Below are 14,354 nucleotides of genomic sequence, written 5' to 3'. Positions count from 1 at the left end.
GGGATTGTCATGCGGGCATGGGCTCGGCGTCATGCCGGAAGGTGCCGTGCTCGTTGTGGATGGCGTAGAGGCGCTCGGCCGGCGCGTCGGGGCTGGAGTGCGCGGCGTCCGGGCGGATCGTGCCGGGGACGGCGTTCACGCAGGCCATTGGGCCCTTGGCAGAGAAGGCCAGCGGGTCGTCCGGGTCGGCGGCGCGTGTGTCGAGGACCGGCTTCATGAAGGCGCCGCGGGGCACCGGGCTGAACGGGAGGATCTCGATGGGCTCCGGCGTTTCGGCGGCTTCACGCAGAACTGAGGTGAGGGAGTCCGGGGCGAGGACGTCGGCGGTGAACCCGCGGGCGTGGACGTTGTCCCGGCCGGTTCGGCCGCCAGGTTGTCCTGGTGCTGGATGCTGCGCCGCACGAGGGCGACAGGTGGCCGGCGGCACCGAAGCGGCAGGCGGCCGCCAGGCCCAGGCCCGGCCCGGCTCCGACGAGGGCGAACGTGGTCAGGGTGATGCTCCTCAAGGACGACGCGAGCAGGTCGGGCCGTTTTCCCGGTCGCCCCAGGCAAACGGCGGCGTGACGCAAGGGGAACGGGCGAGGCCGAGGCCGAGGACGTCGTCCGAGGTCAGTCGGCGGCCGGCGTGGCGGCGTACTCGTCGTCGGTGACGGGGGCCAGCCAGTGCACGACATCGTGGTCGGTGTCGCCCTCGTTGATGGCCACGTGGACCATCAGCCGGTTCGGGGCGGCGCCGTGCCAGTGCTCCTCGCCGGCCTCGAACAGCACGCGGTCGCCGGGCCGGATGACCTCCACCGGCCCGCCACGGCGCTGGCACAGGCCGACGCCCTCGGTGACGAAGACGGTCTGGCCCAACGGGTGGCGGTGCCAGTGGGTGCGGGCGCCGGGCATGAAGTGCACCAGGTTCGCGGTGACCCGGGACGGGGCCGGGGCAGCGGCGACGGCGTCGATGTAGACGTCGCCGGTGAACCAGTCGGCCGGGCCCTTGACGGTGTCAACCGAGCTGCGGGTGATCTGCATGATCGCTCCTTTGGGCAGATGGCGGAGAGGGGAGGGGGTTCAGGGGGTGAGGAGGGCCTTGATCGCACGGCGCTCGTCCATGGCCTCGTAGCCTTCGGCGACCTGCTCCAGGGGCAGGGTGAGGTCGAAGACCTTGCCCGGGTCGATCCGGCCCGAAAGGACGCGGTCGATCAGGTCGGGGAGGTAACGGCGCACGGGGGCGGGGCCGCCGCGCAGGCCGACGTGGGAGAAGAACAGTTCCTGCCCGTCGACGGCGACGTCGTGGGGGACGCCGACGAAGCCGACGCTGCCGCCGGGGCGGGCGGAGCGCAGGGCCTGCCTCATGGCCTGGGCGGTGCCGACGCACTCCAGCACCGAGTCGGCGCCGATGCCGCCGGTCATTTCCTTGATCCTCGCCACTCCCTCCTCGCCTCGCTCGGTGACGACGTCCGTAGCGCCGAAGGCGAGGGCGAGCTTCTGGCGGGACTCATGCCGCGACATGGCGATGATCCGCTCCGCGCCCATCTCCTTCGCCGCGATCACACCGGACAGGCCGACCGCGCCGTCGCCGACGACCACGGCGGTCGAGCCGGGGCTGACCTCGGCGGCCTCCGCCGCCCACCAGCCGGTGCCCATGACATCCGAGAGTGCCAGCAGGCTCGGCCACAGCGACTCGTCCGGGGTTTCGTCGAGGGCGACCAGGGTGCCGCCGGCATGGGGGATGCGGACGTACTCGGCCTGGCAGGTCGACATGAACTCGCGGTGCAGGCAGTTCGACGGGAAGCCGTTGACGCAGTTCGCGCAGGTGTTGTCCGAGGTCGCGAACGAGCCGACGACGAACTGGCCCGGCCGGACCGACGTGACCTCGCTGCCGACCTCCTCCACGAACCCGACGTACTCGTGGCCCATCGGGTGCGGGTCGCCGATCGGCTCCGCGCCCCGGTAGGGCCACAGGTCGGAGCCGCACACACAGGTGACGGCCGTCCGGATGACCGCGTCGGTGGGCGTGAGGATCTTCGGGTCGTCCAGGGTCTCGAAGCGGACGTCGCCGGGGGCGTGGATCACTGCTCCGCGCATGAGAGGGGTTCCTTTACGTGCCGAGGCGAACAGCCACCGGAGATCCGGGGCCACCGCCGAGTACGGGGCCGGGTACGCGCCCGCCGTGACGACGGGCGGCAAGCACCACGTCATCCAGGTAACCCGCTCCCGGCGCCCGTAGCGAGGCACCAGCGAAGGGTGTACTGCCAGTACATCCCTCCGGCCGTGTGCGGGACGTACCGTCGAAGGCGTGGACAACCGTGAAGAGGTCCGCGAGTTCCTGACCTCGCGGCGAGCGAAGATCACCCCCGAACGGGCCGGGCTCCCCGCAGGCCCGCGGCGCCGGGTCCCCGGCCTGCGCCGCAGCGAGGTCGCGGCCCTGGCCGACATGAGCGTCGAGTACTACGCCAAACTGGAACGCGGCAACCTCGCCGGCGTCTCACCGGCCGTCCTGGAGGCCGTCGCCCGCGCCCTGCGGCTCGACGACGCCGAACGCGCCCACCTGCTCCGCCTTGCCCAGGCAGCCGACGGCTCGGACGCCCTCGCCCGCCCCCGCGCCACCACCAGACAGTGGAAGCCCCACCCGAGCCTGCAGTGGACCCTGGACGCGGTCACCGAGGGCCCGGCGTTCGTCCGCAACGGCCGCATGGACCTCCTGGCCGTCAACCGGCTCGCCCGCGCCTTCTACGCCGACGTGTACGCCGATCCCCACAACCAGCAGAACCTCGCCCGCTTCGCCTTCCTCAGCCCCGACGCCCGCCGCTTCTACCCCGACTGGGACCAGGCCGCCGACATCACTGTCGCCATCCTGCGCACCGAAGCCGGCCGGAACCCCCACGACAAGGACCTCCACGACCTCGTCGGCGAGCTCTCCACCCGCAGCGACGCCTTCCGCACCCGCTGGGGCGCCCATGACGTCCGCCACCACGGCACCGGCTTCAAGCGCTACCACCACACAGACGTAGGCGAACTCACCCTCGCCTATCAAGGGCTGGAGATGGCCGCCGAACCCGGCCTCACCCTCACCATCTACACCGCCGAACCCGCCTCGCCGTCCGAAGAGGGGCTGCGCCTGCTCGCCTCCTGGGCCGCCACACCCCAGACCCCCACACCCGAACCGCACGCCAGTGACTGAAAACCCCCGGCCGAAGGCAGCCGGATTCATCACCACAGATGCCCCTGTGGATGTCAACCAGCTGATCTTGGCCCGTCCCTACGCGGTCGGAGCGTGACGATCGTCTGGTAGGTCTCGCGGGCGACGTAGCGGTTGAGGCAGCGAACGGCTTCGCGGCGTGTCTTGCCTTCGCAGACTCGGCGTTCGACGTAGGCGCGGGTGCCAGGGTCCCGGCGCATCCGGGCCGGGACGATCGTGCAGAGGGCCGAATCGGCCTGGCGGCCACCGCCGTGGTTGAGTCTGCGACGCCGCGTCTTGCCGGAGGAGGCTTCGACGGGGCTCGCCCCACAGAGATCGGCGAAAGAGGCCTCGCTGCCCATCCGCTGCGGGTTGCCGCCGGCCGCTGTCTGCAGTGCGGCAGCAGTGTCGGGGCCGACGCCGTGGACATCGAGGAGCGTGGGCGCGCAGTCCCCGATGGCCGCCGTGACACGCTCGGTGAGGTCGCTGAGTTCCTCGGGGAGGTGCACGATGCGCCCGGCCAGGAGACGGAGCGTGTGTCGCGCGACTGCCTCAGGGAGGTCCCCTCGCCGGGGCTCAGCTCGCCCCGCCCGGTCACCCGATCAGTGACTCCCCATCCCGTCGAAGTGGCTCCCGAACATACCGAAGAACTTCTGCCCCGGGCGAGTACACCACCGCCACGAACGGCCTGCACCCGGCTCCCGTTCACACCGAAGCAGTGGCTCTCATCAGCTCGGGCTGTCCGAGTATTCGTTTGTCGAGTCGAGCCAAGTCGGATAGGAATCCTAGATGCTAAAGGGCAGCAAGATCGGGCTGAGAGCCCGACACGAGGACGACATCCCCATTCTGCGGACCGAGCTCTACGACGACGTGGTCAACTCCGCACGGGCCGAGGCCGGGCCGTGGCGGCCGATCTCGCCCGATTCGAAGGACCCGCGGCTCGTGGTGGACGACACGGCGCAAGGCAGCGTTCAGTTCTCCGTGGTGGAGCTGGAAGGAGGTGCCCTGGTCGGCACCGCGACGCTGTGGGGTATCGACGACCACCACCGATCCGCTCACATCGGTCTCGGGCTCCTGCCCGTGGCGCGCGGCAAGGGCTACGGCACGGACGTGGTCGCGGCGCTCTGCTACTACGGTTTCGTAGTCCGCGGCCTTCAGCGGCTGCAGATCGAGACGCTGGCGGACAACCACGCCATGCTGCGCTCCGCCGAACGCAACGGCTTCATCCGCGAGGGCGTACTGCGCTCCTCGGCATGGGTGCTGGGCGAGTTCCTGGACGAGGTACTCCTCGGGCTCCTCGTCCAGGACTGGAAGCCGACCTCGCAGGGCTGAAGCGCAAGATCTCGGCGAGTCTTCCAGCCCGGGTGAACCGTTCTGGGTTCGATCGCGATTTCAGGTCACACCCAATGCCTGAGATCTCCACCGAACCCGGAACGGTTCAGCTCACCATGGAGGTTCTCCAGGCCCCGATGGGTGTTTTTTGCCTGTTTCGGTGAAGGTTGGGGACGACCCCGGGTCCGGCCCGATCACGTCCTGGGTGACAAGGACTACAGCTCGAAGGCGATTCGCACCTGGCTCCGTCGCAAGGGCATCGCCCACACGATTCCCGAGCGGGCCGACCGGGTCCGCAACCGGGCCCGACGAGGCAGCCGCAGAGGCCGCCCGCCGGCCTTCGACCGCGAGATCCACAAGCACCGCAACGTCGTGGAACGGTGCTGCAACCGCCTGAAGCAGTGGCGCGGGATCGCCACCCGGTACGACAAGACCGCCGAGTCCTATGAAGCAGCCGTCACGCTCGCCTCACTCCTGATGTGGGCGTGACATTCGACGACAGAACCTGAGCCTCGGGCTGCCCCGCCGCGTCCCTCCAGCCAGCCCGGCGCCGGCAGCAGAGGTCGGACCACGGCCCACTGCGCGTCCGCCATATCCGTCGGGTAACGCCATTCACGCGTCCCGTTGTCCGCGGCGTTCCCGAACCGGTGCGCGAGAAAGTCACACGGCGGGGTGAACGTAATTGATCGACGCTCCTGTGCGCTCAAGGCCGCTGCGGATTCGGGTACTTTGGCGCCGTTGATACGCCAGGGTGCTCCTCTCCATGCTGAAGGGAGTGGACCATCTCCGGGGGAGGGCTGGGGTGAATGTCGATCTCGGTGGAACCCGCGTCCTCACGGTGCGGGGGCACGCTGACCGACGCCATGCGGGGAATCGTCTTATCGGGTGAGAGCGCCGACCTCGATGGTGAGCTTCCCGATCTGCTTTCGCGCATCGCCGGTGGCTCCCGGACGGGGCTGGCTCCGGAGGCGGCGACGGCCCGCTCCTACGCGGTAATGCGCGCGCTGTGCGCCGCGACGGACCCGCCGTCCGTGCTCGTCCACGATGTGCACCGGCTGTGCGCCGTGCACGATTGGGCGGCGGTCGCCGAGCCGACGGCCGGGGCCTTGATGAGCGTCCACTACAACCTGTGCGTCGCCTCGATCGTGGGGCTGTCCCAGCGGCCCGAGTACACCCGGGACCTGCTCGCGGAGCTCGACGGCATGCGCTCGGTGGGGTTGCTCATGGCGACGGAGGGCACCACCGGAAACGATCTGACCTCGATCAGGACCCGGGCGCGGTACGACGAGGCGACGGACTCGTTCGTCCTGACGAGCCCGGACGCGGCGGCGTACAAGGTCATGTCGACGTCGGCGTATCCGGGGGTGGCGAAGATCGCGGTGGTGCTCGCCCGGCTGGACCCGCCGGCCGGGGCGGGTGGGCGGGACCGGGGTCCGCTGCACGCCTTCCTGGTGCGTATCGCCACGCAGGACGGGCCGGTCCCGGGGGTTTCCGTCACCCCGCTGTCGCGGGGCCTGGCCGGGGGCATGGACTACGCGCGCACCGGGTTCCACGGGGTGGCGGTGCCGCGGACGCACTGGCTGGCCGGGCCGCGTCCGTACGGTGCCGACGCCGATCCGCGCAGGCCCGATCCCGGTTCCCTCGGCCGGTTCTGGCTCACCCTGGACTGCCTGAAGCTCGGGCGGATTCTGCTGCCGAGCATGGCGCTGGCCACCGCCCGCGCGTCACTGGCCATCACCGTGCGCTACTCCCTGCGCCGGATGACGCGGGGCGCGGCCTGGGCGGCGGTGCCCGCCCTGTCCCAGCGCAACCACCGCGCGGCCCTGATGACCTGCCTGAGCCGGGTGTACGCGGCCACCGCCCTCGTCAACGACGCCAAGGACCGCTGGGCCGCGGGTGTCGCGGAGCCCGAACGCACCCTGATGGTCAACAGCGTGAAGGTCCACGCCTCCTACACGGCCCTGTCGGTGATCGACGAATGCCGGGAGCGGGCCGGGGCGCGCGGGATGCTGCTGGGCAACCGTATCGCCGAGTACCTGGGCATCGCGCACGGCGCGGTGACGGCCGAGGGCGACAACCAGGTGATCGCCCTCGCGCTCGGCCGCCTGCTGGCCGCCCGGCCTCCAGCCCACCTCGGCCGGCTCGACGCGCACGACCCCGCACCGTCTGGAGGGGCCTTCGACGCCGTGCGGCTGCGGTCCCTGCTGCAGGCCCGTGTCCGCGGCCTGCTCGGCGAAGCCGACCGGATCCACCGGGCCGGCGGCCGGGCGCCGGGACGCGAGACGGCCGCGGAGGCGTTGCGCGACGCCGCGTTGGCGTACGCGGATGCCGAGGCGTTTCGCAGCCTCGGCGAACGGATCCCGGCCGGCGGCGCCGACGCGACGCGGTGCGTCCTGGAGCACTACGGCCTGGGCGCGGTGCTGAGGCACGCCGACTGGTACCTGGCGCACGGGCTCCTGGACCTGCAGTCCTGGAACGCGGCGCGCGAACGCCTCGAACACGGGCATCGTGAGCTGGCCGAGATCGCGCAGGAGCTGGTCGACGCCTTCGGATACGCCCCTGAGTTCCTCGGTGCCCCCATGCAGGACGGGATCGGCATCTGAGTATCACCGTGCGCCCGCGGGGCAGCACGCCGTCACATCATCCCGAGAGGAAGGCAGTACGCGATCATGAGTGCACACCTGGAATCCAAGCACCAGCGCGCGTTCGAGCAGCAGCTCGACCTGGACGGCAACGGCTACATCGAGCGCACGGACTTCGTGGCATTCGGCGTGCGCGTGCTCTCCGCCTGCGAGAGCAGCCCGACCTCCGCCAAGGGCAAGGCGCTCGTGGGCGCCGTGCTCGATGTCTGGGAGGCGTTGCGAGCGCAGTGCGACATCGACGGCGACGGGCGTATCAGCCCGCAGGAGTACCACCGCGGCATGACGGGCGCCTTCGTGCGCGAGGGCGGCGGCTACGACCGCACGTTCCACCCCGCGGTGCGCGCCGTGCTCGAACTGGCCGACGCCGACGGCGACGGGACGATCACTCCACAGGAGTTCCGTGCGCTGCAGGCGGCCCTGGGCACCCCGGACGACGAGGTGGACGCCGCGTTCCGACGTCTGGACGCCGACGGCCGCGGCGTGCTCAGCATCGATCAGATCGACGCGGCAGCCCGGCAGTTCTACACCGGCGAGGGCCAGGAGGCCGCCGGTGACCTGCTGTTCGGCGCGTCGTGATCCGCTCCTATCCGCCTCTGGTCGCCGGCGCACCCGAGACAGCCGACCACTGGGTGTACACCGCCCGCGCGAGCGCCCTGATTCGAGATCCACTCACCGTCGGCCGCATGGTGTTGCAGCGCGAGCGCGGCCAGGCCGACGGCGAGGACAGCGAGGACCCCCGGCTGGCCGGGCGGGTCGCACTGGCCCGCCCGGACCAGCTCGCCCGCGCGCTGCGTGCCGCGCGCACCGCCCAGCCCGCCTGGGCCCGCGTCCCGCTCGACCAGCGCCTCTCGCTGCTCTCCGCATTCCATCAGCGCCTGGCCCGCCGCGGCGAGGAGTTCGTCGACCTCTGCGTCGCCGAGGGCCACCCGCTGCCGGTTGCCCGGTGGGAGCTGTCCGGAATGCTCGAAGGCTCACATCAGGACTCGATCGCCTTCGCCCGCCGCACCGCCGAGCACGAGGCGCGGGTCGGACCCCGCACCGTGCGCCTGCAATACCAGCCCGACGGCGTGGTCGCCCTCAGCCCCCCGCAGAACGCCCCGGCCAGCGCCGGCGCGCTCGGCGTGTGGGCGCTGGCCGGCGGCAACGCCCTGGTGGTCGGGGCGCCGCGCAGCAGCCCGCTGGCGCTGGCCTTCCTCTATCACGAGATCGTCTCCCCGGCCCTGGCCGAGGCCGGCGCGCCGCCGGGCGTCTTGTCCGTGCTGTGCGGTGATACGAAGGAGACGCTGCGCTCCTGGCTCGACAGCCCCGACGTCGATACCGTCTTCTACTTCGGCTCCTCCCGGCGAGGCCAGGCACTCGCGGCCGAGTGCCTGGCACGAGGCAAGAAACCGGTTCTCGAACTGTCCGGCAACGACGGCGCGCTGATCTGGCGCGACGCGGATCCCGCCCAGGCGGCCCGCGCGCTGGCCGAATGCTTCCACGCCTCCGGGCAGATCTGCATGGTTCCCCGCTACGCGATCGTGCACCCGGACATCGCCGACCGGGTCATCGCCGCAGTGGTCGAACAGGCCGAAGCACTACGCCCCGGGCTCCCCGAGGATCCGCAGGTGCTGCTCTCACCCGTGTTCAAGGCGCCCAAGTTCCGGCAGGCACTGCGCGAGGCGACGGCGGTCGGCGCCCGGGTCGTGACCGGCGGCGCCCAGTGGGACCACACCGGCCGGCCGGCCACCGACGGCATGTTCATCCAGCCCACCGTGATCCGGATCGACGGCCTCCAGACAGCGTCGGCGATCCCCAGCGTCTACGAGGAGACGTTCTTCCCGCTCCTGAAACTCGTCGTGCCCGACCCGGCCCCCGACACCGAACTGCTGGGCGGGGCCCTGGCGTTCCTCGACGCGAACCCCTATGGCCTGCGCAACTCCCTGTGGGCGGCCGACGCCGATGTCATCGCACGGTTCTCCAACGAACTGCGCAACGGCGGCATCCTGAAGATCAACGACACGCACAGCGGCAACATCCCCGTCCTGCCCACCCACGGCGGAACCGGCCACTCAGGCGGCCCCTTCGGCGGCGCCGCGCTCCCGCTCCAGCGCACCAGCAGACTCCAAGCCGTCTGCGACGCCACCCACGCCACAGCACAAGACCGCGCCCTGTGACACCACAGCGGCCACCGGGGCCACGACGTGCCGCTTGCGGCCGTTGATCAGCTTGCCGCCGTTCATGCCGCGGCTGTCCGTGGCGGCGACGGCGTCCGCCGGAACCGGCAGCAGCTCGTCAACCAGCTCCGTTCCCTGCTGCGCGAGTACTACCCGGCGGCCCTGGCCGCCTTCGCCGCCTGACTTCACCATCCTCGCCGTTGAGATCCACACCCAGCCCCCGTCATCCGCAGCACCCGGCCGCAGCGGTCAACGCAATCAGGTTCTCCAGCACATGCGAACCTCGCCCCACCGGTCTTGGCATGCGCGCGAGCTGGCCACAGCCCTCGACTTCACCCACTACGACAGCTTCTGCGTCCAGCTGAGCCGCTGAACAAGAGAAGGTCTCCTCGAAAAGGTCTCGAACGCGACCTACAAGATCGCCCGGGATTGCCTGCACCCTCAGCCTTCCACGACGGACAGACACCACCCTTGAATCGGCGGCCGCGGCGCCAACTTCGTGGCATTGGTTCAATCGCCTGATCGGCCAGCTCCACCGCTGCCTCCGGAACCGGGTGACTTTCGACGCGCCCATCGCGTTTCTTCCTCAAGTCACGGCTGACTGATCACTGAGGCTTCGGCTCATGACAGGCTGTCCTCCTGAGCAAGGGGGCTCTGACGCCGGAACTGGAGGTCCGGACGGACACTCTGCTGGCCGCATTCTCGGCTGGCTGACCCCACGCTGGGCAAGGTCAACTTGATCCGTTAGCCGCATGAGGCGTGATTCCCCACGCGATACCCGAGGGGAAGGAGGTTCTCCGGAACCGCCCTTGACAGGGCGGCCGCGGCGCTAACTTCGTGGCATTGCTTCAACCGCATGATCGGACAGCTCTACCACTGCCTCCAGAAGCGCGAGCTCTTCGACGAGCAATCCGCGTTCCCCGGACCGCCTGAGCTCGCAGTCAGCGCCGCTTAACTGGCTGCAGCTCGTTCACCCACGCTGGCAGCTCGGGGTCATCGCGCCAGGTCGCAGTGATCGTGAGAAGGGCATCCCACGATGCATCGGCAACGGGGCCAGGGCGACCCTTCTCAAGCTCGTCATATAGCCGACTGCACAGATGGGACGTGACGTCGTAGAGGGCGCCGTTGACCTCCGCCACGCGCGCCAGCGCGGAACCCGGGGCGTGAGGCGGCTCTCCGTTCAGGCGGATGGTCGGAACTGCGGCCGCATACGTCCGTCCGTGGATGAAGTCCCGCAGCGCGACCACCTGGTCCCACGTCGGCAAAGAACGCTGGGCAGAGGCCGGTTCGGTCATGCGGCAAGGCTGTCCGCGAGGTTGCCGTTGTTCGAGGCCCCGACCCCAGCAACTTGACGGCATAGCAACGTGAGGTGTCTGATCGTTGATCGCCACGGGACTCTGTTCGCCGTGACGCTCACCGGCGGGAACCGACATGACGTCACCCAGCTTCTGCCGCTGCTGGACGCAGTCACGCCGATCCGGGGCCTGCGCGGACGGCCCCGCCGCAGGCCTCGACGTCTGTACGCCGACCGGGCTACGACTTCGACACGTACCGCCGCCTGCTGTGGAAGCGCGGCATCAAGCCGATGATCGCCCGACGCGGCGTCGCGCACGGCTCCGGGCTAGGCAGGGTGCGCGGGGTGGTAGAGCGGGCCTTCGCCTGGCTGCACCAGTTCAAGCGGCTCCGCACCTGCTGCGAACGGCGCGCCGACCTCCACCAGGGCCTCCTCGAACTGGCCTGCGTCATCATCTGCCCGCGGCGACTCAGAACGCCATCCTGAAACGACCAGCGAGTCGGGTGTCAGTGGGGCCCGATACGGTCCGGCCCATGACTGACAGTGAACTGACCACGTTGCTCGGCGTCCTGAACAGCAAGCGCAAGCACGTCCTGGACATTTTGGAGGGCCTGGACGAGGAAGCGCTGCGGCGCCCGGTGCTACCGTCCGGCTGGACGTGCCTGGGGCTGGTGCACCACCTCGCCCTGGACGACGAGAAGTTCTGGTTCCGCGCGGTTGCGGCGGGAGAACGAGCAGCGATCGAGGAGATCCTCGGATCCGGGGAGAACGCGTGGCAGTCCACCCTGGAGATGACAGCCGAGGAGGTCTTCGCCCTCTACCGCCAGGAAGGCGAGCTCGCGGACGCCTTCCTGGCCGGCGCCGACCTGGACGCGGCCCCGGGCTGGTGGCCGGACTTCTTCGGCAGCTGGCGGTACGACAACCTCCGCGAGGTCATCCTGCACGTGATCACCGAGACCGCCACCCACGCCGGCCACCTGGACGCCGTGCGCGAACTCATCGACGGCAGGCAGCGGCTGGTTGTCACCTGACAGGAGAGCCGCTCCGCTCTGTCGACCAGGATCGTCGAGCGCAAAGTCCGAAGCTCAACTCATTCTGAAACGATCAGTAACGAGCTGGTGCGCGATAGCGATGGAGTCGTGTTTGCCTGATCGGGGTCGTGGTCAGGCGTTGGCGGTGCGGTCGGAGACGAGGCCGGCGATGGCCCGGTAGGTGGCGGGCAGAGCTTCGCGGCGGTGGGCCCAGCGGGTCAGCTGCTTCCAGCGTTTGTGGTCGGCAAGCGCGTGCTCGACGGTGATGCGCTTCGATGAGTGTCGGTGCCGGGCTTCCTCTCTGGCTGCGTGCACCTGCGGAAGGGCGATCTTGTTCGGCTTCCTGGGTGGTGTGATCGCCTGAGCGGGGTGGTCGCGGCGGAGGCCGAGGTATCCGTCGTCCAGGAGAACCTCCACGTCAGGGAAGTGCTGGAAGCAGACGCCGATGCCCTCATTGCGTGCGGCGGTCGCATCGTGCATCCGGCCAGGTCGCAGGGCATCGGTCCAGAGCGTGCGGCCCTGAGAGTCGGCGACGACGGTGGCCTTCATCGTGTTCTGCTTCTTCTTGCCCGAGACGAACGCGCGTCGTCCGCCGCGGCCTGCCACGGGCCTGCGGACCTGGATCTCGGTGGCGTCCAGACGCAGCTCGATGCCCTCGGCCTGGGCATAGGCGAACACCTCGGCCAGGGTCCGCAGCCGCATACCAGGGCGGTCGGGGACCGCGCATCCCCTCTCGGCCAGAAGCCCGCGCATTTCCCCGACGGCCCGGGTGACGGTGGAGCGGTCGACACCGAACAGCAGGGCGAGAACAGAGTGCGGCAGATCGTGCCGCAGATGAATCAGCGTGGCGACCAGGCGGTCCACGAAGACCAGTCGATGCCGGGCTCCGGCCCCCGCAGCCCGTCTTCTGGCCCCGCCGCGTGCTTCATGACGGCGCCCCTCGACACCTGCCTGCCACGGCCCAGCCAACTCCTGAGCCAGGCAGGCGAGATGATGCCGAGAGATCCCCGTGAACAACTGATGCGCGAGAACCGTCCGGTCGACCATGATCGTCACACCTGGATCAGGCCAGCCACCAGCAACGACGTATCAGCCGCTATCACGCACCAGCTCGTTACTGCGACGGGACAGGCAAGGGCAAGAGTAGCGATGGATTGCGGACGAAATCTGACCTAGATGCCGCCTACTGTCGTTTGCGGCCAGGCAACGCGAAGGTTCCCGCCGCTCAGTGCGGTGCTCGCCTCAGCAGACAGCAGACAGCAGACAGCAGACAGCAGACAGCAGGCAAGGAGCGACGTGACAATTCTGGTTACTGGTGCGACGGGAACTCTGGGGCGCCATGTGGTCAAGCGACTTCGGCAAGCCGGACAGACGGTTCGCGCGCTCACGCGCACCCCGGCTGAGGCAACCGGTCTGCCCGACGACGTCGAAGTAGTGGGCGGCGACCTCACGAAGCCGCAAACGTTGGCGGCGGCTCTCGATGGAGTCTCCGCCGTGCACCTGCTCGGAGCCACCGGGCACGACCACGCCCCGTTGCAGACAGGGCTGCAGATCACGGCGATGGCCGCCGAGGCGGGTGTACGGCGGCTGACGGTCTTGTCGGTCGGTGAAGGAGGAGAGCTGGAACAAGCCGTGCGTGACAGCGGCCTGGAGTGGACGTTTGTCTGGCCGATCGACCTCATGTCCAATGCGTTGGGATGGGCTGAAGTCATCCGCCATACGGCGGAGGTCCGCGAGCCGTACGCGAATCGCAGGACCGCTTCGGCCGACGAGACGGATGTCGCCGACGTTGTCGCTACTGTGCTTGCCAGGGGCGGCCACGCGGGAAGGAGCCTCATCGTGTCGGGGCCCGAAGCGCTCACGCCGGCCGACAAGGTGTCCGCCATCGCGGCGGCGACCGGCCGTGAGATCCGTTTCACCGAGCTGACCGATGATCAGGCACGTCGGCAATGGCGGCTTGAGGGCTGGCCCGAGGAGGGCATCGATTTCATGCTGCACATGTGGGCGACAGTGCCCGAGACGGTGGCAAGGGTGACTTCAGCGGTCGAGGAAGTTGTCGGCCGTCCGCCGCGGACCTTCGCCCAGTGGGCCGACGCGCACGCGGACGCCTTCCGCCCCTGACAGGGATCGGGACGGAGGCCAGGGCGAGGTTGAGGCGGGCGCCCATGTCGAGGTTCACCTCGCCGTACGGGCGGACGTGGGACCAGAACAGCGGGGTCAGGCCGCGCCGGTCAGCGGGCGTGAGGAGGTTGGCCCACTCGGTTCGCCGAGGATGTCCTGGAGCATCAGGGTGTTCACGTAGACCAGGGCCGATTGCAGAATCCGCAGATACAGCACGAACATCTCCTGCTCGTCGCGCCGGTTCGAGGCGGTCTCCCCGCCCTTGCCATAGGCGATAGGCGATAGGCGATCACGGAGTTCGCGCCGTTGGAGGACGTCGACTCCATCGCCCCCTCTGCGGTCGGCGGCGCGTAGGGCTACGGCAGGGAGAAACGCCGCCAGCGGCGCCCGCTCCGTGCCACAACGCGCCAGTAGGGGCGGTGAAGAGCGGTCAACACGGGTTTCCCGGACGCAGCCCAGACAGGGAAGCTGGCGCACATCCCGGCAGGTCAGAGGGTATACGCACGCCCAAGTGCCGGGTGCTTCCCAAGCCTATGGCGCGGGTTCGATTCCCGTCATCCGCTCCATAGCAAAGCCCCAGGTCGGCGACCTGGGGCTTGTCTGTTGTCC

General features: G+C 69.7%; 13 protein-coding genes and 3 pseudogenes. 9 read left to right on the top strand and 7 right to left on the bottom strand.

Annotated features, from left to right (window positions below):
- Positions 1–7 precede the first annotated feature (7 nt).
- The 3 genes and pseudogenes from AB0E19_RS09490 to AB0E19_RS09480 all read right to left on the bottom strand — a co-directional run bounded on the left by AB0E19_RS09490 (position 8) and on the right by AB0E19_RS09480 (position 2,076).
- Positions 8–491: pseudogene (locus AB0E19_RS09490) on the bottom strand (SDR family NAD(P)-dependent oxidoreductase).
- 118 nt (positions 492–609) lie between these two features.
- The gene (locus AB0E19_RS09485) at positions 610–1,020 is read right to left on the bottom strand and encodes a cupin domain-containing protein (protein ID WP_362175820.1); all 411 of its coding nucleotides are present in this window, start codon (positions 1,018–1,020) and stop codon (positions 610–612) included.
- 39 nt (positions 1,021–1,059) lie between these two features.
- Positions 1,060–2,076 (bottom strand): zinc-dependent alcohol dehydrogenase family protein, encoded by a 1,017-nt coding sequence (locus tag AB0E19_RS09480; RefSeq protein ID WP_362175817.1) that lies wholly within the window; start codon positions 2,074–2,076, stop codon positions 1,060–1,062.
- 211 nt (positions 2,077–2,287) lie between these two features.
- On the opposite strand from AB0E19_RS09480, the gene AB0E19_RS09475 reads away from it, so the two are divergent.
- Positions 2,288–3,172, top strand: coding sequence for a helix-turn-helix transcriptional regulator (locus AB0E19_RS09475; RefSeq protein WP_362175814.1), 885 nt, complete (start codon positions 2,288–2,290; stop codon positions 3,170–3,172).
- Positions 3,173–3,225: 53 nt separating this feature from the next.
- Here AB0E19_RS09475 and AB0E19_RS09470 read toward each other — a convergent pair whose 3' ends face one another.
- A complete protein-coding gene (locus AB0E19_RS09470; protein ID WP_362175811.1) occupies positions 3,226–3,678 on the bottom strand; it encodes a transposase in 453 nt (150 codons plus the stop codon).
- Between the two features lie 280 nt (positions 3,679–3,958).
- Here AB0E19_RS09470 and AB0E19_RS09465 point away from each other — a divergent pair, with 280 nt between their 5' ends.
- The 5 genes and pseudogenes from AB0E19_RS09465 (at position 3,959) to AB0E19_RS09445 (ending at position 9,299) form a co-directional block, all read left to right on the top strand.
- Positions 3,959–4,501 (top strand): GNAT family protein, encoded by a 543-nt coding sequence (locus AB0E19_RS09465; RefSeq protein WP_362175808.1) that lies wholly within the window; start codon positions 3,959–3,961, stop codon positions 4,499–4,501.
- A 165-nt stretch (positions 4,502–4,666) separates the two neighbouring features.
- Positions 4,667–4,990: pseudogene (locus tag AB0E19_RS09460) on the top strand (transposase); the annotation flags it as partial.
- Between the two features lie 317 nt (positions 4,991–5,307).
- Positions 5,308–7,104, top strand: coding sequence for an acyl-CoA dehydrogenase family protein (locus AB0E19_RS09455; RefSeq protein WP_362175804.1), 1,797 nt, complete (start codon positions 5,308–5,310; stop codon positions 7,102–7,104).
- A 66-nt stretch (positions 7,105–7,170) separates the two neighbouring features.
- Positions 7,171–7,719, top strand: coding sequence for an EF-hand domain-containing protein (locus AB0E19_RS09450; protein WP_362175801.1), 549 nt, complete (start codon positions 7,171–7,173; stop codon positions 7,717–7,719).
- Between the two features lie 107 nt (positions 7,720–7,826).
- Positions 7,827–9,299, top strand: coding sequence for an aldehyde dehydrogenase family protein (locus AB0E19_RS09445; protein ID WP_362175798.1), 1,473 nt, complete (start codon positions 7,827–7,829; stop codon positions 9,297–9,299).
- Positions 9,300–10,240: 941 nt separating this feature from the next.
- On the opposite strand, the gene AB0E19_RS09440 is transcribed toward AB0E19_RS09445, so the two are convergent.
- Positions 10,241–10,594, bottom strand: coding sequence for a hypothetical protein (locus AB0E19_RS09440; RefSeq protein ID WP_362175795.1), 354 nt, complete (start codon positions 10,592–10,594; stop codon positions 10,241–10,243).
- 108 nt (positions 10,595–10,702) lie between these two features.
- On the opposite strand from AB0E19_RS09440, the pseudogene AB0E19_RS09435 reads away from it, so the two are divergent.
- Together AB0E19_RS09435 and AB0E19_RS09430 are read left to right on the top strand one after the other, a co-directional pair.
- Positions 10,703–11,079, top strand: a pseudogene (locus AB0E19_RS09435) (transposase); the annotation flags it as partial.
- Positions 11,080–11,126: 47 nt separating this feature from the next.
- On the top strand, positions 11,127–11,624 hold the full coding sequence (locus AB0E19_RS09430) for a DinB family protein (RefSeq protein WP_362175793.1): 498 nt from the start codon (positions 11,127–11,129) through the stop codon (positions 11,622–11,624).
- Between the two features lie 132 nt (positions 11,625–11,756).
- Here AB0E19_RS09430 and AB0E19_RS09425 read toward each other — a convergent pair whose 3' ends face one another.
- Positions 11,757–12,671, bottom strand: a complete 915-nt coding sequence (locus tag AB0E19_RS09425) for a transposase family protein (RefSeq protein WP_362176569.1) — start codon at positions 12,669–12,671, stop codon at positions 11,757–11,759.
- Between the two features lie 249 nt (positions 12,672–12,920).
- Here AB0E19_RS09425 and AB0E19_RS09420 point away from each other — a divergent pair, with 249 nt between their 5' ends.
- Positions 12,921–13,745: an NAD(P)H-binding protein gene (locus AB0E19_RS09420; protein ID WP_362175790.1), complete on the top strand. Its 825-nt coding sequence runs from the start codon at positions 12,921–12,923 to the stop codon at positions 13,743–13,745.
- A 96-nt stretch (positions 13,746–13,841) separates the two neighbouring features.
- On the opposite strand, the gene AB0E19_RS09415 is transcribed toward AB0E19_RS09420, so the two are convergent.
- The gene (locus AB0E19_RS09415; protein WP_362175787.1) at positions 13,842–14,222 is read right to left on the bottom strand and encodes a Tn3 family transposase; all 381 of its coding nucleotides are present in this window, start codon (positions 14,220–14,222) and stop codon (positions 13,842–13,844) included.
- Between the last annotated feature and the right edge of the window lie 132 nt (positions 14,223–14,354).

Source organism: Streptomyces sp. NPDC047974 (assembly GCF_040653375.1).
GTDB lineage: Bacteria > Actinomycetota > Actinomycetes > Streptomycetales > Streptomycetaceae > Streptomyces.
Note: the sequence above shows the minus strand (reverse complement) of the source record. Positions and strands in the feature narration are given on the sequence as shown.

Coding starts and splice junctions, on each gene's coding strand:
- AB0E19_RS09465 (WP_362175808.1), top strand. CDS start 3,959: ATGCTAAAGGGCAGCAAGATCGGGCTGAGAGCCCGACACGAGGACGAC.
- AB0E19_RS09430 (WP_362175793.1), top strand. CDS start 11,127: ATGACTGACAGTGAACTGACCACGTTGCTCGGCGTCCTGAACAGCAAG.
- AB0E19_RS09480 (WP_362175817.1), bottom strand. CDS start 2,076: ATGCGCGGAGCAGTGATCCACGCCCCCGGCGACGTCCGCTTCGAGACC.
- AB0E19_RS09455 (WP_362175804.1), top strand. CDS start 5,308: ATGTCGATCTCGGTGGAACCCGCGTCCTCACGGTGCGGGGGCACGCTG.
- AB0E19_RS09440 (WP_362175795.1), bottom strand. CDS start 10,594: ATGACCGAACCGGCCTCTGCCCAGCGTTCTTTGCCGACGTGGGACCAG.
- AB0E19_RS09445 (WP_362175798.1), top strand. CDS start 7,827: ATGGTGTTGCAGCGCGAGCGCGGCCAGGCCGACGGCGAGGACAGCGAG.
- AB0E19_RS09425 (WP_362176569.1), bottom strand. CDS start 12,671: ATGGTCGACCGGACGGTTCTCGCGCATCAGTTGTTCACGGGGATCTCT.
- AB0E19_RS09485 (WP_362175820.1), bottom strand. CDS start 1,020: ATGCAGATCACCCGCAGCTCGGTTGACACCGTCAAGGGCCCGGCCGAC.
- AB0E19_RS09450 (WP_362175801.1), top strand. CDS start 7,171: ATGAGTGCACACCTGGAATCCAAGCACCAGCGCGCGTTCGAGCAGCAG.